At 42.7% G+C, this 23081-nt stretch carries 24 protein-coding genes; 17 read left to right on the top strand and 7 right to left on the bottom strand.

The genetic code is table 11. From position 1 onward, the window contains the following. Positions 1 to 9: 9 nt before the first annotated feature. On the bottom strand, positions 10 to 270 hold the full coding sequence (gene rpsT / locus PR833_RS06420) for a 30S ribosomal protein S20 (protein ID WP_014656814.1): 261 nt from the start codon (positions 268 to 270) through the stop codon (positions 10 to 12). Positions 271 to 871: 601 nt separating this feature from the next. Between rpsT and ribF the strand changes: the two genes are divergently transcribed. The 6 genes from ribF (at position 872) to PR833_RS06390 (ending at position 7371) form a co-directional block, all read left to right on the top strand. Beyond that, positions 872 to 1810, top strand: coding sequence for a bifunctional riboflavin kinase/FAD synthetase (gene ribF, locus PR833_RS06415; protein ID WP_004926774.1), 939 nt, complete (start codon positions 872 to 874; stop codon positions 1808 to 1810). A gap of 27 nt (positions 1811 to 1837) precedes the next feature. Beyond that, entirely contained in the window at positions 1838 to 4648 is a 2811-nt protein-coding gene (ileS, locus tag PR833_RS06410) for an isoleucine--tRNA ligase (protein WP_272525976.1), read from the top strand. Next, positions 4648 to 5148, top strand: coding sequence for a signal peptidase II (gene lspA / locus PR833_RS06405; protein ID WP_004926783.1), 501 nt, complete (start codon positions 4648 to 4650; stop codon positions 5146 to 5148). Before ileS ends, lspA begins: the two co-directional genes overlap by 1 nt. Before the next feature lie 65 nt (positions 5149 to 5213). Further along, the gene (gene fkpB / locus PR833_RS06400) at positions 5214 to 5684 is read left to right on the top strand and encodes an FKBP-type peptidyl-prolyl cis-trans isomerase (protein WP_036941890.1); all 471 of its coding nucleotides are present in this window, start codon (positions 5214 to 5216) and stop codon (positions 5682 to 5684) included. After that, on the top strand, positions 5665 to 6618 hold the full coding sequence (gene ispH / locus PR833_RS06395; protein ID WP_004926791.1) for a 4-hydroxy-3-methylbut-2-enyl diphosphate reductase: 954 nt from the start codon (positions 5665 to 5667) through the stop codon (positions 6616 to 6618). The genes fkpB and ispH overlap by 20 nt, the downstream gene beginning before the upstream one ends. Positions 6619 to 6711: 93 nt before the next feature. Next, a complete protein-coding gene (locus tag PR833_RS06390) occupies positions 6712 to 7371 on the top strand; it encodes an HAD family hydrolase (RefSeq protein WP_272525975.1) in 660 nt (219 codons plus the stop codon). Positions 7372 to 7481: 110 nt separating this feature from the next. On the opposite strand, the gene PR833_RS06385 is transcribed toward PR833_RS06390, so the two are convergent. From PR833_RS06385 to PR833_RS06360, 6 genes are all read right to left on the bottom strand, one after another. Next, positions 7482 to 8057, bottom strand: coding sequence for a TerD family protein (locus tag PR833_RS06385; RefSeq protein ID WP_004926799.1), 576 nt, complete (start codon positions 8055 to 8057; stop codon positions 7482 to 7484). Between the two features lie 72 nt (positions 8058 to 8129). After that, positions 8130 to 8708, bottom strand: coding sequence for a tellurium resistance membrane protein TerD (gene terD / locus PR833_RS06380; RefSeq protein ID WP_004926803.1), 579 nt, complete (start codon positions 8706 to 8708; stop codon positions 8130 to 8132). Between the two features lie 48 nt (positions 8709 to 8756). After that, complete coding sequence (locus PR833_RS06375; RefSeq protein WP_004926804.1) at positions 8757 to 9800, bottom strand: TerC/Alx family metal homeostasis membrane protein; 1044 nt, start codon at positions 9798 to 9800, stop codon at positions 8757 to 8759. A 31-nt stretch (positions 9801 to 9831) separates the two neighbouring features. Continuing rightward, positions 9832 to 10287 carry a tellurite resistance TerB family protein gene (locus PR833_RS06370; RefSeq protein WP_004926805.1) on the bottom strand — a complete coding sequence of 152 codons (456 nt, stop codon included), beginning with the start codon at positions 10285 to 10287 and terminating at the stop codon, positions 9832 to 9834. A 25-nt stretch (positions 10288 to 10312) separates the two neighbouring features. After that, positions 10313 to 11497 carry a TerD family protein gene (locus PR833_RS06365; RefSeq protein WP_004926807.1) on the bottom strand — a complete coding sequence of 395 codons (1185 nt, stop codon included), beginning with the start codon at positions 11495 to 11497 and terminating at the stop codon, positions 10313 to 10315. Continuing rightward, positions 11494 to 12087 carry a TerD family protein gene (locus tag PR833_RS06360; protein WP_004926810.1) on the bottom strand — a complete coding sequence of 198 codons (594 nt, stop codon included), beginning with the start codon at positions 12085 to 12087 and terminating at the stop codon, positions 11494 to 11496. The genes PR833_RS06365 and PR833_RS06360 overlap by 4 nt, the downstream gene beginning before the upstream one ends. Before the next feature lie 320 nt (positions 12088 to 12407). Here PR833_RS06360 and PR833_RS06355 point away from each other — a divergent pair, with 320 nt between their 5' ends. From PR833_RS06355 to PR833_RS06305, 11 genes are all read left to right on the top strand, one after another. Beyond that, positions 12408 to 13475, top strand: coding sequence for an ATP-grasp domain-containing protein (locus PR833_RS06355; protein WP_272525974.1), 1068 nt, complete (start codon positions 12408 to 12410; stop codon positions 13473 to 13475). Between the two features lie 2 nt (positions 13476 to 13477). After that, positions 13478 to 14623 (top strand): phosphoribosyltransferase domain-containing protein, encoded by a 1146-nt coding sequence (locus PR833_RS06350; protein WP_004926817.1) that lies wholly within the window; start codon positions 13478 to 13480, stop codon positions 14621 to 14623. After that, positions 14616 to 15398 (top strand): hypothetical protein, encoded by a 783-nt coding sequence (locus PR833_RS06345; protein ID WP_004926821.1) that lies wholly within the window; start codon positions 14616 to 14618, stop codon positions 15396 to 15398. The genes PR833_RS06350 and PR833_RS06345 overlap by 8 nt, the downstream gene beginning before the upstream one ends. Continuing rightward, complete coding sequence (locus PR833_RS06340) at positions 15391 to 16470, top strand: cysteine protease StiP family protein (RefSeq protein WP_036941878.1); 1080 nt, start codon at positions 15391 to 15393, stop codon at positions 16468 to 16470. The genes PR833_RS06345 and PR833_RS06340 overlap by 8 nt, the downstream gene beginning before the upstream one ends. Further along, positions 16470 to 17420: an HpcH/HpaI aldolase/citrate lyase family protein gene (locus tag PR833_RS06335; protein ID WP_004926828.1), complete on the top strand. Its 951-nt coding sequence runs from the start codon at positions 16470 to 16472 to the stop codon at positions 17418 to 17420. Before PR833_RS06340 ends, PR833_RS06335 begins: the two co-directional genes overlap by 1 nt. 257 nt (positions 17421 to 17677) lie before the next feature. Beyond that, a complete protein-coding gene (locus PR833_RS06330; RefSeq protein WP_004926830.1) occupies positions 17678 to 18151 on the top strand; it encodes a hypothetical protein in 474 nt (157 codons plus the stop codon). A 306-nt stretch (positions 18152 to 18457) separates the two neighbouring features. Continuing rightward, positions 18458 to 19102, top strand: a complete 645-nt coding sequence (locus tag PR833_RS06325; protein ID WP_272525973.1) for a vWA domain-containing protein — start codon at positions 18458 to 18460, stop codon at positions 19100 to 19102. Between the two features lie 13 nt (positions 19103 to 19115). Further along, a complete protein-coding gene (locus PR833_RS06320) occupies positions 19116 to 19754 on the top strand; it encodes a TerD family protein (RefSeq protein ID WP_004926835.1) in 639 nt (212 codons plus the stop codon). Then, the gene (locus tag PR833_RS06315) at positions 19755 to 20393 is read left to right on the top strand and encodes a vWA domain-containing protein (RefSeq protein ID WP_004926837.1); all 639 of its coding nucleotides are present in this window, start codon (positions 19755 to 19757) and stop codon (positions 20391 to 20393) included. It begins immediately after the preceding gene. Between the two features lie 106 nt (positions 20394 to 20499). Then, a complete protein-coding gene (locus PR833_RS06310; protein WP_014656801.1) occupies positions 20500 to 21540 on the top strand; it encodes a TerY-C metal binding domain-containing protein in 1041 nt (346 codons plus the stop codon). Beyond that, entirely contained in the window at positions 21540 to 23078 is a 1539-nt protein-coding gene (locus PR833_RS06305) for a PP2C family serine/threonine-protein phosphatase (RefSeq protein WP_272525972.1), read from the top strand. The genes PR833_RS06310 and PR833_RS06305 overlap by 1 nt, the downstream gene beginning before the upstream one ends. The last annotated feature ends 3 nt before the right edge of the window (positions 23079 to 23081 follow it).

The following is a 23081-nucleotide window of genomic DNA, read 5'->3' as shown; positions in this document are numbered from 1 at the left end:
GAAGCAAAATTACATAGCTTTGATTTGAGCTGCTAAGTTAGCTTTATGACGCGCTGCTTTGTTTTTGTGGATCAGGCCTTTAGTGGCGTGACGATCAACAATAGGTTGCATGTCATTGAATGCTTTCTGAGCCGCTTCTTTATCGCCAGCAGCGATAGCAAGGTAAACTTTCTTGATAAAAGTACGCACCATAGAACGACGGCTAGCGTTGTGCTGACGACGTTTCTCAGATTGTATAGCGCGTTTCTTAGCTGATTTGATATTAGCCAAGGTCCAACTCCCAAATGTATTCTATTGAGGACAATTCAAAGGTCGAGGAATATGCCCTTTCGCCCTTCATTTGTCAATGGATTTGTGCAAATAAACGTCGTGTACATCGACGTAAGTGCGTTTGTGAATGGTGCAAGATTCTACCAGCAAATGCTAGAGGAATACAGATCTTCACGCGAAAAAAAAGCGTATTTGATGGCACATAATAAAAAATTTTTTTACTGAAAAAATTTTTGAGTTGAAGATAATAGCAGTTAGTATAATTATCACGCAATAATTGTTTGTTTATTGGTCATTGAGAACAATGGCTTGCATAAGTCTGGACGAAAATCAGAAAAATTTACGATTTTTCGAGACCTCAGCGCAATTTTGTTGTATTGATAATCCATTGGTTATCCCTATATTTTGATCTTTATATTCAGAAACAGCTAAATTTTTTTCGTTAAAACCGCTTAGTCGGGGTTTTATTCAGGCTAAAACTGGGCTGTAACTTGTGTATTGATCAAAAAATGGCGATTGAATGAAACCTTTTACGAACTTGGGTTAACCTTAAGCGTCGTACAAGGTATAATCCAGCAATTTCCTCGGTATTGAGCCTGTTATGGAGCTAATTCGCGGTATACAAAATATCCGGGCGTGCCATCATGGTTGCGTGCTGACTATTGGTAATTTTGATGGTGTCCATCGTGGGCATCAGGTTTTACTTCAAAATTTGAAGCAAAAGGGTGAGCAGTTGGGGTTACCCTCTGTCGTGATGATTTTTGAACCACAACCCCTTGAGTTTTTTATTGGTGATAAAGCGCCTGCTCGTTTGACGCGTCTGCGAGACAAAGTGAAATACTTGGCAGACAGTGGGATTGATTACCTACTGTGTGTTGAGTTTAACCAACATTTTGCCTCTTTAACGCCAGATGAGTTTGTCGCTGAACTACTGGTAAAAAAATTGGGCGTAAAATACCTCGCCATAGGCGATGATTTTCGTTTTGGTAAGAATCGTATGGGCGATTTTGCTTTCCTACAGCAAGCAGGTAGCCAGTATGGGTTTCAAGTCGCGGATACAGAAAGTTTTTGTGATTCGGGGTTGCGTATCAGTAGCACTGCGATTCGCAAAGCAATACAAGATAACGATCTGGCATTAGCAGAAACGTTATTAGGCCACCCATATCGTATCAGTGGGCGTGTTGTGCATGGAAACCAACTTGGGCGTACCATCGGTTTTCCAACGGCAAACCTGCCATTAAAACGATTAGTCACACCTGTGACGGGTGTGTATGCTGTAGAAGTTTACGGTTTAGGGGATAAGCCCTTGCCTGGTGTAGCAAATATAGGTACTAGGCCAACAGTATCTGGTAAAGGGCAGCAATTAGAAGTCCATCTGATTGATGCCAATATGGATTTATACGGACGTCATATTGATGTCGTGTTGCGTAAGAAATTACGCGACGAACAGCGGTTTGCTTCATTAGACGCACTTAAGGAGCAAATCGCTAAAGATGTGATTGCGGCTAGGGATTACTTAGCGGCAATAAATGTCAGATAATTTAGCGGAAAATGGAACTGAGAATCGATGAGTGACTATAAAAATACCCTGAATCTACCAGAAACAGGGTTTCCAATGCGTGGCGATCTCGCCAAACGCGAACCACAGATGTTAGAGCGCTGGTACAAAGAAGGTTTGTATCATGCTATCCGTAAAGCAAAATCGGGCAAAAAAACATTTATTCTGCACGATGGTCCTCCGTATGCTAACGGCAGTATTCATATTGGTCACTCAGTCAACAAAATTCTCAAAGACATTATTATTAAATCCAAAGGGCTGGCGGGCTTTGACTCCCCATACATCCCTGGTTGGGATTGCCATGGTTTACCTATTGAACATAAAGTTGAGCAAATAGTAGGCAAGCCAGGGGAAAAAGTTTCCGCCGCTGAATTCCGTGCACAATGCCGTCAATATGCTAAAGAGCAAATTGAAGGCCAAAAAGCTGACTTTATTCGCCTTGGTGTTTTGGGTGAGTGGGATAAGCCGTATCTGACGATGGACTTCAAAACAGAAGCAAACATTATCAGAGCATTGGCGAAAACTATCGCTAATGGTCACCTAGTGAAAGGGGCAAAACCAGTTCACTGGTGTACTGCTTGTGGGTCTTCACTTGCTGAAGCAGAAGTTGAATACTATGACAAAACGTCACCATCTATCTACGTTCGTTTCCCTGCCGTAGATAGCAACGCGGTGTACGAAAAATTTGGCGTAGTGGGTGATAAAACGCCAGCGCTAGTCATTTGGACCACAACGCCTTGGACGTTACCAGCTAACCGTGCTATCTCACTGAACCCTGAGTTTAAATACCAGTTGGTTGAAGCCAATGGCGAAGTCGTTATCCTTGCGGCTGATCTCGTTGAAGATGTCATGAAAACAGTGGGCATTGAGTCATGGGAAGTGCTGAGCGAATGCGAAGGCAGTGCCCTTGAATTATTGCGCTTCGAGCATCCATTTATGGGCTTTGATGTGCCTGCTATTTTAGGGGATCACGTTACTCTAGATGCCGGTACAGGGGCAGTGCATACCGCCCCAGGTCATGGTCCAGAAGACTATGTAGTCGGTCAAAAATATGGCCTAGAAACTGCAAACCCAGTAGGTCCAGATGGTTGCTTCCTTGCGAATACCTATCCAACCTTGGATGGTGTGTTCATCTTCAAAGCTAACGATGTCATCGTTGAGTTACTGAAAGAAAAAGGCGCATTGCTGTATAAGCAAGCTATTTCACATAGCTATCCATGCTGTTGGCGTCATAAAACCCCAGTCATTTTCCGTGCTACACCACAATGGTTTATTGGCATGGATAAGAATGGCTTGCGTGAGCAATCACTAAAAGAGATTGATATCGTTCAGTGGATCCCAGGTTGGGGTCGTGCACGTATCGAATCAATGGTTGAAAACCGCCCTGACTGGTGTATCTCGCGTCAACGTACGTGGGGAACACCAATGTCACTGTTTGTGCATAAAGAGACCGAAGAGTTACATCCTCGCACGTTGGAGTTGATGGAAGAAGTCGCTAAACGTGTTGAAGTTGATGGTATTCAAGCATGGTGGGATCTGGATGCTGCTGAGCTATTAGGTGATGAAGCTGAAATCTACCGTAAAGTGCCAGACACACTGGATGTATGGTTTGATTCAGGGTCGACACATTTTGCCGTTGTGGATGCACGTCCTGAGTATCACGGTAATTCAGCAGATATGTACCTTGAAGGTTCAGACCAACATCGTGGTTGGTTTATGTCTTCATTGATGCTCTCAACGGCAATGAAAGGCAAAGCACCTTATCGTCAAGTACTGACTCATGGCTTTACTGTCGATGGTCAAGGCCGCAAGATGTCTAAATCTTTAGGTAACACAATTAGCCCACAGGATGTGATGAACAAACTGGGTGCTGATATTTTACGTCTATGGGTGGCATCTACCGATTACACTGGTGAAATTGCGGTATCGGATGAGATCTTAAAACGTGCGGCAGACTCTTATCGCCGTATTCGTAACACTGCACGTTTCTTACTGGCTAACCTGAACGGCTTTAACCCTGAAACTGATATGGTTAAACCTGAAGAGATGGTGGTGTTAGATAGATGGGCAGTAGGGCGTGCACTTGAGGCTCAAAAAGAGATCACTAAAGCTTATGACGAATATGACTTCTTGTCAGTCATTCAGCGCCTTATGCATTTCTGCTCTATCGAAATGGGCTCATTCTATCTGGATATCATTAAAGATCGCCAGTATACCGCGAAGAGTGATAGCCTTGCTCGTCGTAGCTGCCAAACAGCGTTATTCCATATTGCGGAAGCCTTGGTTCGTTGGATTGCACCAATACTGTCGTTCACTGCGGATGAAATTTGGAACGAGCTGCCAGGTGAGCGTGCTAAGTTTGTATTAACCGAAGAGTGGTATGACGCATTATTTGGTTTGGCAGAAACAGAAAACATGAATGATGATTTCTGGGCTGAGCTACTTGCTGTTCGTGGTGAAGTTAACAAAGTTCTTGAGCAAGCACGTGCAGATAAACATATCGGTGGCTCATTAGAGGCCTCTGTCACCTTGTATGCGGATAAAGCGCTTGCAGAGAAGCTCAATAGCTTAGCGGATGAGCTCCGTTTTGTGTTGTTGACCTCTCAAGTACGAGTTGCTGATATTGCTGAGGCACCAGCGAATGCACAACAATCAGAGCTAAGTGGCTTGAAAATTGGCTTTAGCAAGGCTGCTGGTGAGAAATGTCCTCGCTGCTGGCACTATGCTAATGATGTAGGTTCCGTTGCTGATCACCCTGAATTGTGTGGTCGCTGTGTCACTAACGTAGCCGGAAACGGTGAAATACGTAAGTTTGCATAATGAAGAGACCTATTTGTTCTACTGGGTTACGTTGGTTGTGGTTAACCGTTGTGCTGATTGCATTGGATTTAGGCATTAAACAGTTAGTCTTGAAAGAGATGAACCTGCATGAATTATATCCAATCATGCCTTACCTCAACTTGATGTATGCACAAAACTTTGGTGCCGCATTTAGTTTTCTTGCTGATGAGGGAGGCTGGCAACGTTGGTTCTTTGCTGGCATCGCGGTGACGATATCTGTCATTTTAATGGTAATGATGTATCGCCAAAGCGCGCAAAAACGACTAAGCAATATCGCTTATGCGTTGATTATCAGTGGAGCAATTGGCAATCTGAGTGATCGTTTAATACATGGCTTTGTCATTGATTATATTGATTTTTATATAGGCAATTGGCATTACCCAACATTTAACCTTGCAGATGTTACGATTTGTATTGGTGCCGCTTTAGTGATCTTAGAAGGCTTCTTGCCTGACAAGGACAAAAAGAAAGCAAATTAACTGATATAATAACCCTCAGCCCGGTTCTGCCGGGCTGATTTTTATAATAGAAATAGGTTCGATTTATGTCTACTCAGGTACAACCACAAAGCGCGGTATTGTTGCATTTTACGTTGAAACTAGAAGATGGTTCGACAGCCGATTCGTCCCATAGTCAGGGTAAACCTGCGTTGTTTAGTTTAGGGGATGGTTCACTTTCACCTGAATTAGAAGCGCAATTAGTTGGGCTGAGTGTGGGTGAAAAGAAAAGTTTTTCATTACCGGGTGATACGGTCTTTGGTAAACATAATCCTGATTTAATTCAATACTTTTCTCTGCGTGATTTTACGGAAACAGGGATACCTGAGATTGGCACAATCATGCTTTTTACTGCAATGAATGGCAGTGAGATGCCTGGAGTAGTAAAATCAATAGAAGGTGAATCTGTGACGATTGATTTTAATCATCCGTTAGCAGAGCAACAAATCACTTTTGATATTGAAGTACTTGAGATTGACCCGCAATTGGAGAGTCAAAATGCAAATATTAATGGCTAACCCTCGTGGCTTTTGTGCAGGGGTAGACCGTGCGATCAGCATTGTAGAAAGAGCACTTGAGCTTTATGGTGCACCTATTTATGTACGCCATGAGGTTGTTCACAACCGTTATGTGGTAGATGATCTGCGTCAGCGCGGTGCTATTTTTATTGAAGAGATCTCTGAAGTACCCGATGGCTCGATCCTGATTTTTTCTGCTCATGGCGTCTCTCAAGCTATTCGTCAAGAAGCGCGCTCACGTGATCTGACGATGTTATTTGATGCGACTTGTCCATTGGTGACCAAAGTACATATGGAAGTGGCGCGTGCTAGCCGAAAAGGCAAAGAAGCTATTTTGATTGGTCACGCAGGCCATCCAGAAGTAGAAGGTACCATGGGGCAGTACAGTAATCCAGAAGGTGGAATGTACCTTGTTGAAAGCCCAGAAGATGTCTGGAAGCTGCAAGTAAAAGACGAAAATAATTTGTGCTTTATGACCCAAACAACGCTCTCGGTCGATGATACCTCTGATGTTATTGATGCATTAACTCAACGTTTCCCAAGCATTGTTGGCCCGCGTAAAGATGATATCTGCTATGCGACGACCAATCGTCAAGAAGCAGCGCGTGAACTTGCTGAGCGTGCAGATATTGTGTTGGTTGTGGGGTCTAAAAATTCGTCAAACTCGAATCGTTTGGCGGAATTGGCTTCCCGAATGAAAAAACCAGCTTATCTCATCGATGGTGCTGAAGACATTAAAACAGAGTGGCTAGTCGATAAAAAAATTATCGGTTTGACTGCGGGAGCCTCAGCGCCTGATATTTTAGTTCGCCAAGTGATCGATAAACTGAAAGAGTTTGGCGCCGATGAGGTTGTAGAGCTTCAAGGCCGCGAAGAAAATATTGTGTTTGAAGTGCCTAAAGAGTTACGTGTTGAGGTTAAGCAAATTAGCTAATGGCAAGGCGCCTAGTTATTTATTATAGAATACCTCTGATCTGCCTAATAGAGGCAGGTTGGAGGCAACGCAGCGTTTTTGGAGTTTTCATTCGTGCCCAACAATACCGCCCATGCCGTTAATGTACTTTCTGTTTTTGATTTCGATGGCACATTAACATATCGTGACAGCTTTATCCCATTTTTAAAATTTGCGTTCGGGAAATATCGTTTTTCCCGCAAAATTATTAGATTGGTTTTGCCTACTTTGCAATGTGCTAGGCGCAAGCTCACGCGTGACGAATTAAAAGAAGTGCTGATTAAGACCTTTCTCACGGGGGTTGACGAGAAGTGGCTAAAAGAGAAAGCCGAACAATTTTGTAAGATTTATTGGACGAAATTGATGCGCCCTGAAGGGGTATTAGGTGTTGCCGCTGAAGTTGAAAGTGGTGCTGAAGTGACGATTTGTTCCGCCTCACCATCTCTGGTCCTTAAGCCGTTTGCAAAAAGGTTAGGCATCAAGTTGATCAGTACTGAACTTGAAGTGGTGAATGGTAAATTAACGGGGAATTTGGTTGGCCAAAACTGCCGCCGTGAACAGAAAGTAAAACGTTTAGAGCAGGTATACGGTGACTTGGGTCAATATCACCTACGCGCTTGGGGTGATACTCGTGGGGATTTTGAATTATTGCAAGCTGCGCAAGACGCACACTGGCGCCATTTCCATAAAAAGCACTACCAATATAAACATAAACAGGTGGTTAGTAGAGACTGATTTTATTATCAGTCTCTTGGGAAAATAAAGTCATCAAGAGAGAGATGAGAGCTTGATGACTGCCAGTAATCTTTATAGATGAGGGCAGTGCTCATCTTAGTTAAGGTGAATTAGATATTGACACCGTGTTGAGCTGCTAATGCACTCAAGCCACCCGCGAAGCCTTGGCCTACCGCTTTGAATTTCCACTCGTTACCATGGCGATATAGCTCACCAAAAATCATTGCTGTTTCAGTTGACGCGTCTTCAGATAGGTCAAAACGTGCAATTTCAGCATTGGTATCGTTGTTGTAAACACGCATAAAGCTGTTGCTTACCATGCCAAAGTTTTGTTTACGTGTTTCTGCATCATAAATCGTGACAGAGAAAACCAGTTTTTTCACTTCAGCAGGAACTTTAGTCAGGTCGATTTTGACTTGTTCGTCATCACCGTCGCCTTCCCCAGTACGGTTATCGCCTTGGTGTTCAACAGAACCACATGGGCTTACTTTGTTGTTGAAGAAGATAAAATTTGCATCAGAGAGAACTTTACCGTCTTCTCCAACCATAAATACAGAAGCATCTAAATCAAAATCTGCGCCGTCAGTAACACGAGCATCCCATCCCAGACCGACCATAGCAACATTCATTGTCGGTGCTTCTTTAGTCAGGGATACATTACCACCTTTAACGAGGGAAACTGCCATATAAAGCTCCTTTGCTGTTGAAAATTGGTAGCGTTTTTTCGCTACCAATACTTATCACTGATTTTACTGATATCAAGATGCATTGATGCCGTATTGAGCGCATACAGAGGCTAGGCCACCTGCATAGCCTTGACCGACGGCACGGAATTTCCACTCATTGCTATGACGGTATAATTCACCGAATAGCATTGCCGTTTCCGTTGACGCGTCTTCAGTCAGGTCATAACGAGCGACTTCAATTTGGTTGTCATCATTGACTAAACGGATAAATGCACCAGAAACTTGGCCGAAACTTTGGCGACGAGCTTGTGCATCATGAATAGTGACAACGAAGATGATTTTATCGATGTCCGCTGGGATCAGGTCTAATTTGATTTTCAGCGCTTCATCGTCACCATCGCCTTCACCAGTACGGTTATCACCGGTATGAGTTACTGAGCCGTCGGCAGATGCTAGGTTGTTATAGAAAATAAAGTCTGCATCACCACGTACTTTTCCGTTAGCGGCTAATAAAAACGCAGAAGCATCTAAGTCAAAGTCCTGACCGTCTGTTGAACGAGCATCCCAGCCAAGTCCAACTAGGACGTTTTTCATCGTTGGTGCTGCTTTGCTTAACGAAACATTGCCGCCTTTAGATAGAGAAACGCTCATTGTTATAACTCCTTGAAAATTTATGCAAAAATATGTTGTGAAAGAATGTTAGCTATGCTTTTCATCCTCAGATTTATCTTTTTCTGGAAAAAGTACGCTTGCGATAATGCCTAATGCAAGTACCCCAAGTACCACAAACAAGCTTGTGCTAGCAGAGATACTAAAGCCATGATGCCAAATATGATCTGTTGCATTCAAGCCAAGTTTAACGGCAATAAAGAACAGAAGAACGATGACGGCTTTTTCTAAGTAGACAAGATATTGCTTCAATGCTTCCAGAACGAAATAAAGCGTACGCAAACCTAATATTGCAAACATCATTGCGCTGTAAACAATCAGTGGCTCACGGCTTACCGCGATAATAGCGGGTACAGAGTCAAAAGCAAACATCACATCAGATAACTCAACGACAGCCACACATAACATAAGTGGGGTTGCGTAAAGTGCTGCTTTTTTACCGCGGCCGATTGTCACATCTTTGTTTTCAGGTTTGGCTAGCTCTGCATCAACTTCTTTTTGTGTTAATAAGAATGCGTGCCCCGTTATTTTAGGCCAAATTGGGAAGAAACGTTTGACTAAACGATAGGCTAAGTGCTGAGAATAATCCTCAATTTCATCACTGTCATCGCCGCTACGTAACATCATTACCGCTGTCCAAGCAACCACAAGGGCAAAGATGATTTCAACGTATGGTCCTAAGCTGAGAAGTCCTGTACCGATGGCGACGAAGATCCCACGGAAAATAATGGCACCGATAATCCCCCAGTATAGAACCCGGTGGCGAAAGCGATCCGGTACGGCAAACCAAGAGAAAATCGCCATCATGACAAACAAGTTGTCGACCGAGAGGACTTTTTCCAACGCATAACCTGTTACGAATAGGCTGGCAACTTCCGAGCCATGATGGATATATAGGAATCCAGCAAATGCCATAGCAATGGCAACCCAGAATATGGACCAGAAAATTGCATTTTTTAATGTGATCGGTTTATCAGCACGGTGCATAAATAAATCGATAAAAATAGCTCCGATTGCTAATACCACAAACACAATTACGGTTTCAGTCGGAAAGCCAATATGAGTGGATACCATAATAATTCCTAAACGGGGTCCTTAATTAAAATTACAGACCAAAGTCTGCTGGTGAAAAGCCTAATGCAGTTGCAATATCACGTACCGCGGCTTTCTCATCATTGTCAAAATCACCATCACTTTTGGCGACCGCAATACCAACGCGGATAGCTAACTGAGCGGCTTCAGGTTGATCTTTTAGTGCAAGGATGTATTTCATTGTTTCACCCTTGCCAATTTCTGAGTCGAAATCAAAGCTTGTAATGAGCTTATTAAAAAACTCAATCACTTCAGTGGTATCAAAAACTTTTAACTCATCAGAGGCTTTTAAGAAGCCAAGCATTTTCTGCTTCTCTTCAGAGCTAACGCCATCGCTGGCAATAGCAATACGAGCACAAACAGCCACGGTGCCTTGCATAAATTTTTTGTTTTTAAAACGACCGACTTGTTTGGTTAACTCTGCTCGGCCTGTATTCAATGCATCTTTAACTTTATTGAAAAAACTCATGGTATATCCCCTAATTTCCTTTTGATTATTTAGAACCGGCAGTCCAGCGAAACCCCCAGCCAAAGGCGTTATCCATATCTTTATGACCTTTAAAGAACTGGTTGATACGCTCAACTTTGATAGCGCCTTGCTCGTTCACGAGTCGCGCGATAGCGCACATGCCGCGACCATTATTTCCTTCGGTTAAACGTGTTTCAATTGGTGGTTGATCTGGTACATGAATAGTGACCACACCGTCCGTTTTATCCCAGCTTGGTACACCTTCGTAAATAAAGGCGTAAATCAGTATTTGCTTGATATTTTTCCACTCACGACCATTGATATATATCCATTCGCCACCTGAAACATCACCAGTGCGGTCATCCCCTTGTAACTCGACGAACGGTGGAGAATTAAAGAAGCCGAAAGTGTTTCCAAGCGCTTGGATAACCCCTTTTTCACGGTTCTGTAGCTCAACAAATGCACCTAAATCAAGGTCAATTCCTTTATTTCCACCACCAAATAAGCCACCTAAGAAGCCTGTTGACCCAGTATTACTACCACGGTGCCAATCAAGGTTGATCCTTATCTTCCCAAAATCGTCTTTTTTAACGAGGCTAATTGAAGGTTTTTCTTTAGTTAGAGACACTTTGCTCAGATTCACGGAAGCCGGAGCAGGGGGCGGTGTTGGTGTTGAGGCTGGTGCTGGAGTGGGTGTCGGCGCGGGTGTCGGTGTATCTTCAACATCAACACCAAAATGCTCAGCGAGAGGTTTTAGTCCACCATTAAACCCTTGAGCAATAAAGCGGAACTTCCAACTGTCATTACGGCGATAGAGTTCACCGAGAATTAATGCCGCTTCTTGGCGTCCATTAGTTTCCACCGTGCCGTTTAACAAAACTTCATTATTAGCATCAACTTGAATAGCAAGACGCTGCAAGCCAGCAATGGTTTGGTTGCCGTCACAAGTTGCTGTAAATGCAACTTTTTGCACGCTAGGATGTAAACGATTTAAATCGACGGTAAAGAGGCTATTGTTGCCTTCAGGACGAAAGCTAATGGTTTGATCATCATTCGTTGTTTGACCATAAAAAACCATATCCGCATCGTTTTTAACTTTACCTGTATCGTATAAACGGAAAGCCGAGGCATCAACAGCCATGCCAGATTGAATACGGATCGTCAGGGTTTGAGAAGGAACGGTAGCATTAGCACCTGGAGTCATATTCATGGGCGTACCACCACATTAACGATGTCAGATTGCATATCTTGAATAGTGCGACCTGTAGAAGGCGAACCGTGAGCGGTGAAATCCCACTGACCGTTATTACGACGCAAAGAAGCAATAATGATCCCTGTATGCGAGCCTTGTTCCGTTAATTTATAGTTTGCCAGCTCCTTTTTAGTAGCGTGATCAACAACGCGGCAAAATGCGTTTTCGACTTCATTGAAGGTTTGACCACGGAAGCTATTGACTGTGAATGCGAGGTATTCGGTATTGGCTGGCAGTTTATTGAGTTCTACAAAAATGGTTTCATCATCGCCATCACCTTCACCGGTAAGGTTATCGCCTGAATGAATGACAGAGTTGCAGCTTGATTTTAATTTGCGGAAAGAGACTACATCAATTTGCTTTCCTTGTGCATCAAGTAAAATGCAGCTAGCGTCCAAATCGATTGAATTACCGCCACCAAAAAGCCCACTTAAAAATCCTTTTTTCTTAACCTGAACCGGATCCCAGCCCAAACCAAACATCAGATGATTCAACGCAGGTGCTTGCTTGCTCAGGGAGATGGTTTGATTTTTGCTCAATGAAACCATAATAAAATTCCTTCAAAGTTACGATGAAATAGTGGTTTTTACATAACTAAAATCCCAAATATAAAGTTAATCATATCATGATGAAGTAGTTGGGCAACGCTATTTTTTTCAATATTATTTCTTTTTATTTTAACATGTTGAATATAAATGATTAATTCATTTTTAGTATATTGATTAATGAGATTTTTCCGAACTAAATGTAAATATATGTAGTTCTAAACTATTAACGGTAATAAATCACAATATGATTGACATGTTGCGGTTTAAATCGCATTATTGCCGATCTTATTATTGGGTGCTTCGGATGGATGTAGGGATTGATGAACAGTAAAATATGGTTTATGGAAGGCTTGTCTTCGCAGCGAGACCTTATTCAAGGTGCTCGTGAGTTTGCTCAACAACAACTGAAAAACATAACGATATTTGCTTCTCATCGTCATGCCCGAAATGAAATTTTATCTCAGGCCGACTATGCACGATTAGAGCCAGAAGATAGTGCTGAGCGATTGGCATTTATCACTCGTCTGGTTGAAAAAGAGAAAATATCGGCAATCCAAGCTGGCCGAAATAATGAATGGTTTGAATCTCACCGCCAGCAAATTGAGTCTCTTGGCGTTAAATTAACAACGGGGGCGATGAGTGTTAGTGCACTTCAGTTAGCCGATGATAAATATGCTTTTGCACAATCAATGGAAAAGCACGGTTTGCCCGTTGTCCCCTCTATTCAGATTGACTCAATTGATGAATTAAAAGCATTTATCGTGAATAACCCTTTTAAAAATGTGCCATTATGTGTGAAACCTATTAAAGGGATTTATGGTATGGGATTTTGGCGTTTTGATGATTCCGTTTCTGCTATGGCGGCATTTACTCACCCTGAGAGTCGTCGAGTTAACCCTCGCCTCTATTTGCAAGCGATGGAACAGGCAGGCGGCTTTGAACCTTTAGTCTTAATGCCTTATTTGCCGGGGCCTGAATATTCGGTAGATATGGTTGTCGAACAAGGTCGTGTTATTGCTGCGGTTGCTCGCCGTAAAGAAGGCTCTTTGCAGCACTTAGAAAACTCAGGGGAAGCTTATGAGTTAGGCTGTGCTTGCGCGCAAGTGATGCAAGCCGATGGGATTGTTAATGTGCAAACACGCAATGATGCTCAGGGGAACGCCGTTTTGCTTGAAATCAATATGCGTCCTTCTGGTGGAATAGGTTACACACAACATAGTGGTATCAACCTACCTGGTATTTTTGCTTTGCGGCAGCTTGGTTTAATTAGCCAAGAGGAAGTCGTTGCTGAAAAAGCAAAATTCACACCTTCGATTATACGGCCTATCACAAATTCAATCAGTTATAGTTCAATAACAACCAATTTAATCAGTACGGATAAAAACTAATAATGAAGAGTACGACTGAGCCTGTAGTTTACCGCCGCAATCTGACGACTGGCACTTTGAGTGTTATTCCCACTTGTTCTTTGGACACGCTAGATGAACTCTTTGAAATCGCAGAGAGACGTAACCCGAAACGTGCCTTTCTATTTGTGAGTAAAGTGTTGGGCAGGCATATTCCTGTCCAGCCAAAATTGATGCGTAAAACATATCAGCAATTATGCCAACAATTTCCGTCAACACTTGAAGGGCCTGTTTTATTTATAGGCATGGCAGAAACCGCCGTGGGGTTAGGGGCTGGCGTGTTTGATGAGGCGAGAAAACATTATAAAGATTCTGTCTATTTGACGTCGACGCGTCATCCTGTTGAAGGGGGTGAGTTATTGTGTGAGTTCAAAGAAAATCACAGCCATGCGACGGATCATCTGCTTTATTTACCCCATGACCCTGAATTAAGACGCCGTGTATTGCATGCGCAAACCGTTGTCCTTGTTGATGATGAGGCAACCACGGGAAATACCTTTATTAATTTACTTTGTGCTTTACGTGACGCTGGCGGTTTGACTGAGATTAAACAGGTGATAGCTGTCACCTTAACCGATTGGAGTGGTGACGCTTTACAAGAGCGTAGCCCCTTACCGATACGTACTCTATCGTTAGTGCAGGGGCAATGGCAGTGGCAGCAAAATAAAGATGCGCCTGTCCCCATCATGCCAAATGTGAATATTACAGGAACAGGTCATTTCCCAATTACAGGTAAGCAAAGTTGGGGAAGGTTGGGGATAGCAGCACCGGCTGGAGATTTGGGCCGCCATATCCAAGCCTCTTCCGACGAAAAAATATTGGTGCTTGGCTCAGGGGAATTTGTTTGGGAACCCTTTTTGTTAGCAGAGAGGTTAGAGCAACAAGGTGCGGAGGTAAAATATAGCTCCACAACGCGTTCACCAATTTCTGTTAATTATGCAATTCAATCTGCTATTGCCTTTAAGGATAATTACGGCTTGGGGATCCCTAATTTTGTTTATAACGTTGCCCATCAACATTTCTCACGCATCATACTGTGCATCGAAACACCCAAGGAGAGTGTGGACCCCGTACTACTTGAAGCACTGAATAAAGTGGCCCCAATAGTTGAGGTATTAAGTTATGAGTAGGCCGGTGATTTTTACCGATTTAGATGACACTTTGTTTCAGACCCGGCGGAAAATGGTTGATGAGCTAGACTTAATGCCTTTTCAGGTTGGCGCCTTAGACAGAGACCTAGAGCCACGTAGCTTTATGACCCAAGAGCAAGCCATGCTAGTGGATTGGATGATTGAAAATGCTGATCTGATCCCTGTTACAGCGCGTGGAACGGAAGAGATCCGCCGTGTCACCATCCCCTTTCGTTCTTGGGCCATTACGACACACGGGGCGGTGATCTTAAATCCACAGGGTGAAGAAGATAGGCAGTGGCGAACACAAATATTAGCGAGCCTGCAAAATTACACTGAACAACTGATCCAGATGCAGCAAAAGATCACCGCGTTAATGGCCGAACGCAATATCGATGCTTGGGCACGAATTAATTATGAATATGATAATACGCCCATTTATTTGGTTATGAAGCACCGCGATAGCACTAAATTAGATGAGCTGTATGCCATTGGCGATGAAATTGAGCAGCTATTTTCAACCAAAGGTTTCTATATTCATCGTAACAGTAACAATATTGCTTGGTTGCCTGAGTCGATAGAAAAAGGGCATGCGGTGACTTATTTACTTAATAAATTGAGAAGTGAACGAGGCGTTTTTCCTGTGATTGGTTTAGGTGATAGCTTAAGCGATCATCGTTTTATGAAGCTGTGTAGTTGGTTTGGAATGCCAAAACAGAGTCAGTTTGCTGCTCAAATTAATACAAAGATTTTTGAGGGATTAGACGATGCGTGATTTTGAACCTTTTTCTGGTAGCTATTTGCCTGATGATGTCCATTTTTTGTTGCAGCCCGTCACCATCGAAATGACACCTGTTGAGCTAAAAGAGCAACTTATACAGTCAGGGGCAAAGCACTATTCAGATATGCTAAGCCAAGAGCCTGAACCGACTCCGTGGCACCTTGATTTATTTGCGAAAGCCCTTGATTCAGGCGCGGCACGTTTAGCTAGCGAGGTTGTGATGCTAGCCAAAGCGCTAATTCAGCAGTTCGATAAGACCCCAATTGTGCTGACGAGTCTTGTGAGGGCAGGTGTGCCGTTAGGTGTTATGTTGCAACAAACACTACGTGCGATGGGGAAAGAGTCTTATCACTATGGTATCAGTATTATTCGCGATAGAGGAATCGATACCACGGCATTAGAGTGGATTGAGCAGCGTCATGGCACCGAAGGTATTGTGTTTGTTGATGGCTGGACGGGAAAAGGGGCCATAACCGGTGAATTAGTGCGCTCATTAACGGGGCGTGAGGGCTATCCTGCGCAGCCTAGACTCGTCGTACTAGCAGATCCTTGTGGGTGTGCATGGTTGTCTGCGAGCCATGATGATTGGTTGATCCCATTTGGTATCATGGGAGCACCTGTTTCAGGGTTAATTTCACGCTCAATATGGACTGAATCAGGCTTTCATGGCTGTGTTAAATGTGATCATTTAAGCCAATTTGAGTGCAGCCGCCTGCTTGTCGATACCGTTGCCAAACAACGAGATGCTTTAGAGATGGCTTCAATTGCCACACCGTCTCCAAACTCCCCATTATGCGCATCGCTCAAACAGCGTAGCGAGCAGGTAATCAACACGTTGGCAGAGCAATACAGTATTACCAATATTAACCGTATCAAACCAGGGATTGCAGAGGCAACTCGTGCGGTATTACGTCGTGTTCCCGATCATGTTTTAGTGCGCAAAATGAGTGATCCTGATGTCGCTTTGTTGGTTTATTTAGCACAACAGAAAAATATTACTATCACTGAGGTTGGCAATGACATCGGCCAATATCGTGCAGTAACGATTATTAAGAAGGTAAAGTAATGGAGCAGAGACTCTCACCTTGGAAACTAGGTGCTACGCTTTATATGCCAGCAACACGTACTGATATTGCTGATGTTATTTTGAATCACAAAATAGCAGGACTACGTTCATTAATCATCTGTTTAGAAGATTCGGTGAGTGAATCGGATATTCCTCTGGCGCTAAATAACCTGCAAGCTTTACTACTTGAATTATCTGAAGTTAAAAAACAAACGGGTAATCAGGCGTGGCCGTTAGTGTTTATTCGCCCAAGAGAGACGGAAATGGGTGAATGGATAGTGCAACATCTTGATCTCAGTGCAATTGACGGTTTTGTACTGCCAAAATTTACCCAAGAATCACTCCCGGTCTGGTGGAATATCATCGAAAATACACATTTGTGCATGATGCCGACACTGGAAACAGAAGAAGTCTTTGATGTAATACAAATGACTGAACTTGCAAATCATTTACTAGTACACCCTTGTCATGAGCGAATTATTGCGCTACGAATTGGTGGAAATGATTTAATGAATGTGATTTCATTGCGACGTAATCGCCATTTTACGTTATATGATGGACCGATGGGGTATGTGATCAAAATGCTCGTTGCGGTTTTTGGCTCCCGTAATTTCTTTTTAACGGCTCCAGTTTGCGAGCATATCGACGACCATCAAATCATGGAAAAAGAGTTGATGCTTGATATTGCTAATGGCTTAGTGGGGAAAACGGCGATCCATCCTAAGCAGATCAGTAAAATAGAACAAGCACTGATGGTCTCTCAGTCAGAACATTCGGACGCTTTACGTATTTTGAACTCAACTCAAGCGGTGTTTAAATCTCAGGGCGCTATGTGCGAGCCTGCGACTCATCGGCGTTGGGCAATCGGTATTTTAGCTCGTTCAAAAATCTACGGTATCGCACAAGAGCAAGGCAAAATAGGTTCACCGCGTTTAAATGCAACACAATGATGAAGTTGATGATTGACGTTTTAAATAATTCGATAGTATAGGAAGTATGGCTTGTGTTATCGACATTATTTTAAGTAAAATCGTTAGTTGGGTTGAAAATGGTTATCATACATGGATTTTCGCATGTTATCGCCAATAGGTGAGTTTTCTTTTGATATAATATATGTTATTAATATTTAAAGATATTATCATATATAAGTATCAAATCTATTTTGTATCCTTAATTTTCGATTTTATTCAAGTAAGTGACAACAATCATGCAACTCAGTACTCGCCAAATCAGAGTTTATACATTAGCCGCGCTTTTAAGTCCGGGGAAGCCAGTTGCTACGACAAAAATAATCTCTTCGCTAGAATGCTCAGAGCCAACGTTGACACGCGTATTGAAAGAGCTGCGTGAAGCTTATGGCGCAGAGATAAAATACAGTAAATCGAATCGTGCTTATCAAATGACCGAAAGAGGGCAATTGGATAATAAAACGATCCGTCGCATGCGCGAAGCATTAGTGGCTAATGAAGAAAGAATGCATCAAGAAATTACTAGTCGGGTAAGATTAGATAAAGACAAAAAGAAGTCAGTTTCATTGTCATTAAAAATGCTTACGTTAAGAAAGATTGACCGACTATCACGTTTAAATAAATCAACTCGTAGTGATGCCGTTGAATTACTGGTTGATAATTTTATTGAGCAGCTTATTCAAAAAATCTCCGCAGAAAATAAAAAAAGCTAACTTATTAAGTGTATCTATTCGTTATGCTTTAAGTTATCGCATTGTTAATGATGCTTTTCCCTAATGTGGGCGAGAAATATAGTCGAGGCGTATCATTAGCATTCATTGAGATTTACTGAATTATGATTAATCCGAATAATAGCCGACTAATTTTAGTCGGCTATTTTTTTACTTAATTTTCAACTATTAACGGGATTGTTCTGATTGCCTTGCTACGAGTACTAAGTGCAATATTGATTGAATTCATGTTGAGATGCATTAAGATATTGTATAAATAAAAAACATAATTTTGAATAGGACTCATTCATGCGCCGATTGCCCGTTTATCTTTTACTTGATACCTCTGGTTCTATGCACGGAGAGCCGATTGAAGCGGTGAAAAATGGTGTGCAAACGCTGTTATCGACACTAAGACAAGATCCTTATGCACTCGAAACAGCCCATGTATCCATTATTACCTTCAACTCAACGGCACAACAAATTGTTCCATTAACCGACCTTATCAATTTTTCCTTACCTGATTTACAAGCGAGTGGCACGACAGCATTGGGAGACGCTCTCTCCGTTGTGGCTCACTGTATCGAAAATGAAGTGCAAAGAACAACCGTAGAGTCAAAAGGTGATTGGCGTCCGTTGGTATTTATTATGACGGATGGGGCACCAACTGATGATTGGAAGGCCGGATTAAACAAATTTAAAGCAGCAAGAACGGGGCTCGTCATTGCTTGTGCAGCGGGGCAATCAGCACAAACAAAAGTGTTAAAAGAGATCACCGAGGTTGTTCTTCAGTTAGATACCGCGGATTCAACGACGATTAAGTCTTTCTTTAAGTGGGTATCTGCAAGTATCTCCGTAGGTAGTCAGAAAGTGGATTTGAGTAAAAAAGATATTGCTGATCTCAATGATTTACCACCACCACCACCGCCACCAGAAGTTAATGTGGTACTTTAAAAAGGATTAATTTATGTCAGTTAGCTTAAAGAAAGGCCAAGGCGTCAGTTTAAAGAAAAGTGAATATGATCTTTCCTCTGTCACCATTGGGCTGGGTTGGGATATTAAAGAAGAAAAAAAAGGTTTTCTAGGAAGTCTTTTCGGTAAACAAGAAGAGTACGACTTAGATGTCATTGCTTTTTTATGTGACGCTAATGGTAAGGTTGCAGATTTAGGCAGAATGGAAGGCGGTCAAGCATCTCTTGTTGATGGCGACATTATTTTCTTTAATAGCCTAAGACATAAATCAGGGCAAATTTGGTTGACGGGTGACAACCGTACAGGCGCTGGTGATGGTGACGATGAACAGATTATCGTAAAACTGAACACCCTCGATGACAAATATGCCAAAATTGTCTTCATTGTGCAGATTTATAACGGTAAGCAGTTACAACAACATTTTGGCAAAGTACAAAATGCGTTTATTCGTGCAGTCGATGCGAAAAATGTTGAAATGGCGCGTTTCGATTTATCTGGTGGTGCAGAATTTAATCACCAGCGCTCTATGCTTTTTGCTGAGTTGGTCAGAGAAGACTCTGGCTGGAAATTGAATGCGATAGGTCAACCTTCAGACTCAGATTCATTCGTCTCTTATTTGAAGGATTATTGCTAAATGAGAAGGTTACCCGTTTATCTTTTGATTGATACATCTGGCTCAATGCGAGGTGAATCAATACATGCCGTAAACGTTGGGATCCAAGCTATGCTTAATGCACTAAGGCAAGATCCTTACGCATTAGAGAGTGTTCATATCGCGATCATCACCTATGATAACGAAGCACGTGAATTTATTCCTCTTACCGCATTAGAAAACTTTCAATTTACCGATATTGTCGTGCCTAGCTCTGGAGGGACCTTCACTGGCGCTGCATTGGAATGCTTAATTCAATGTGTTGATAGGGATATTAGACGTACTGACGATACACAAAAAGGGGATTGGCGACCTTTAGTTTTTTTAATGACAGATGGTACTCCGTCAGACAGCTATGCTTATACCGAAGCCATTAAAGAAATCAAAAAGCGTTCTTTTGGTTCCATTATTGCTTGTGCCGTGGGGCCAAAAGCAAAACATGACCACCTGAAACAGCTAACCTCTCAAGTCGTTGCACTTGAAACACTCGACTCGAATGCCTTTTCCGGTTTCTTTAAATGGGTTTCAGCGAGTGTCTCTTCAGGGAGTTCCAGCGCAGGTATTAATAGTAATCAGGATACCTTGCCTCCTCCACCTCCTGAAATACAACTTGTATTATAGGAATAAAGCAAAGTTTCATTATGAAACTTTGCTTTTATTGGGCTATCCACTGTTTGATGAACAACAGGACAGCTTGAAAGGAATTTACTTGTAATAAGGTTTAGTGATGAGAAGACTGCCTATTTTCTTCGTGCTTGACTGTTCTGAATCCATGGTGGGAGAAAACCTAAAAAAAATGAATGATGGTCTACAGATGATCGTCAACGATCTCAGAAAAGACCCTCATGCATTAGAAACAGCTTGGATTTCCATTATCGCTTTTGCGGGTATTGCTAAAACAATTGTGCCGTTAACGGAAGTTGTTTCCTTCTATCCACCTCAATTGCCCATAGGGGGTGGAACCAGTCTTGGTAGCGCCCTGAAAGAATTATCCTATCAAATAGATACTCAAGTCCAAAAAACCACTTATGAAAGAAAAGGGGATTGGAAGCCTGTGGTCTATTTACTGACAGATGGGCGACCTACCGATAATGTGGCACCGGAAATTCAGCGTTGGAAAGAAAAATATGCCTCTAAAGTCAATTTAATTGCGATTGGCTTAGGCGCCTCTGCCGACTTAAACGTATTATCGCAATTAACGGAGAACGTTTTATTGTTTACGGAAGCTCAGGAAGGGGATTTTACTAAATTTATCAAATGGATTACGGCATCCGTTGTTTCCCAAAGTCGCAGTGTGGGCGATGAAGCACCACCACTATTGCATAAGACAGAGCAAGTGGTGCGGTTAGCTAAAGATGAAATTGCGGCAAGTTATGATGATACTTGCGTCACTTTTGTCGGGCGTTGTAACCGTTCTAAACGGCCTTATTTGATGAAATATGAACGTCCACCAACACATCTACCTAACCTGAACTTCAAATTGAACCTCAGTCACTTTAACCTTACAGGGTGTTACACCATTGATGAAAGTTATTTTGCGTGGAGCGATGATAGCGCGAATATGTCACAAGTGAACACTAGCGAGCTAAATGGTACGCCAGGTTGCCCATATTGTGGTAATGCGACCGCTTTCGCCGTCTGTGCCTGTGGCAAATTACTCTGTGTCAATGGCCCTGAATCTGTCATCTGTCCTTGGTGTGAAAGGGGGATCTCTTTTAACAATAGTGATGACCAGTCTGATTTTGATGTGACTAGAGGAAAAGGGTAATGGATCAAAATGCACTATTGATTAAATTGCTGCTAGAGCACGCAATTAGAAATCGTAATATGCCTATTTCTGAAAGCGCTTTGGTGGCAATTTATGAAGATAAACAGATAGCTGAAGCCATTTTTAAGATTCTTGAGCAAATCCAAGAAAAATGTGCAGATATTAAAGAGCAGGCACAGTTCGCTGATAGGTTGAATGAGTGCCAATTCAGTGATTCACAACTGACTCTATTATTGCCTTATTTGCAAAGCCAGTCACAGCAGGTCACCGAGCCTGTATCTTTGGAAAAAGAGCCCGTGCTTAAACCGGGGCAGATCCCCGCAGCAGGCAATGCGAATATCACGAAAGAACCCGTTTCTCTGCCTCCTACTGCGAGCATTGTGATCGCAAATGGGCGAGTTGGGCTTGCCTTTAATTCTCAAGTCCAAGTGTTATTGAGTAATGGTGAAACGGCAACCGTTGAGCGTGTCGATTTTTCAGATGAGATTGGCGTTACCTTTGATGCTGAAACATCAATGTTATCAGGCGTACCAACACAAAGTGGCAACATTAAGATGTCGGTAGTTTGGTCAAGTGAAGGCCGAGAGCCTTGTACCACAGAGGGGATTTTTATTATCAATCCTGATCCTCGTAGTCTATGGCAAATTAATGAGCCACCAGCAGATAGCCCTTACCCTAAAAAGCATATTGACCATCAAATTATTTCAGAAGGCCCATTGCGTATTGCAGCAGCAAGCCGCCGTGGTCGCTCTCATGAACACGCTGGATCATTTCGTGATGATGATTTTTATATTCACCATGATGATAAAAGTGGTTGGAGCTTAATGATTGTTGCTGATGGCGCAGGCAGTGCAAAAAACTCACGTGAAGGCTCACGTATTGCGGTCAATACATTCGGTGAGTACCTTAACGGGCGGTTATCGAGTGCTAGCGATGAAGAAAGAGCACAATTTATGGGAGCGCTGACGTCATGGGATGCGGAATCAACCAAATATATCGGTGCCTACTTTGCTAAGTTGTTCCATAACGCAGCACAATTGACGATCAATAATATTAAAAATGAAGCTATTCAAGTTGATCAACCGATTAAATCATTCTCAACGACGCTACTGGCGACGGCTTCAATGCGTGTTGGCGATGAGTTATTCGCGGCTTCGTTTTGGATGGGGGATGGGGCAATTGCTGTTTATGGTCCAGCAGGTAAAGTACGTCTTCTTGGTGTACCCGACAGTGGGGAGTACGCAGGGCAAACCCGTTTCCTCGATGAGAGTGAAATCAATGATAACGACTTTAATCGGCGGATCGGGATTGGTAAATGGCCTGAAATCACTCACCTGATCCTGATGACTGATGGGGTTTCTGATCCTATTTTTGAAACCGATAACGGCCTGAAAGATCCACAGCGATGGGATGATCTTCTTGAGCAAATAACGCCTTGTTTAGAAAGCCCAGTAGAGGCTGATAAAAAGCTTGCCGAATGGTTAAATTTTTTCTCAGCAGGTAATCATGATGATCGCACCATCATTGTTGCTTGGTAACCG

Origin of the sequence: Providencia sp. PROV189 (assembly GCF_028480065.1) — a bacterium.
Taxonomy (GTDB): Bacteria; Pseudomonadota; Gammaproteobacteria; order Enterobacterales; family Enterobacteriaceae; genus Providencia; species Providencia stuartii.
This window is presented reverse-complemented; position numbering and strand designations above follow the sequence as displayed.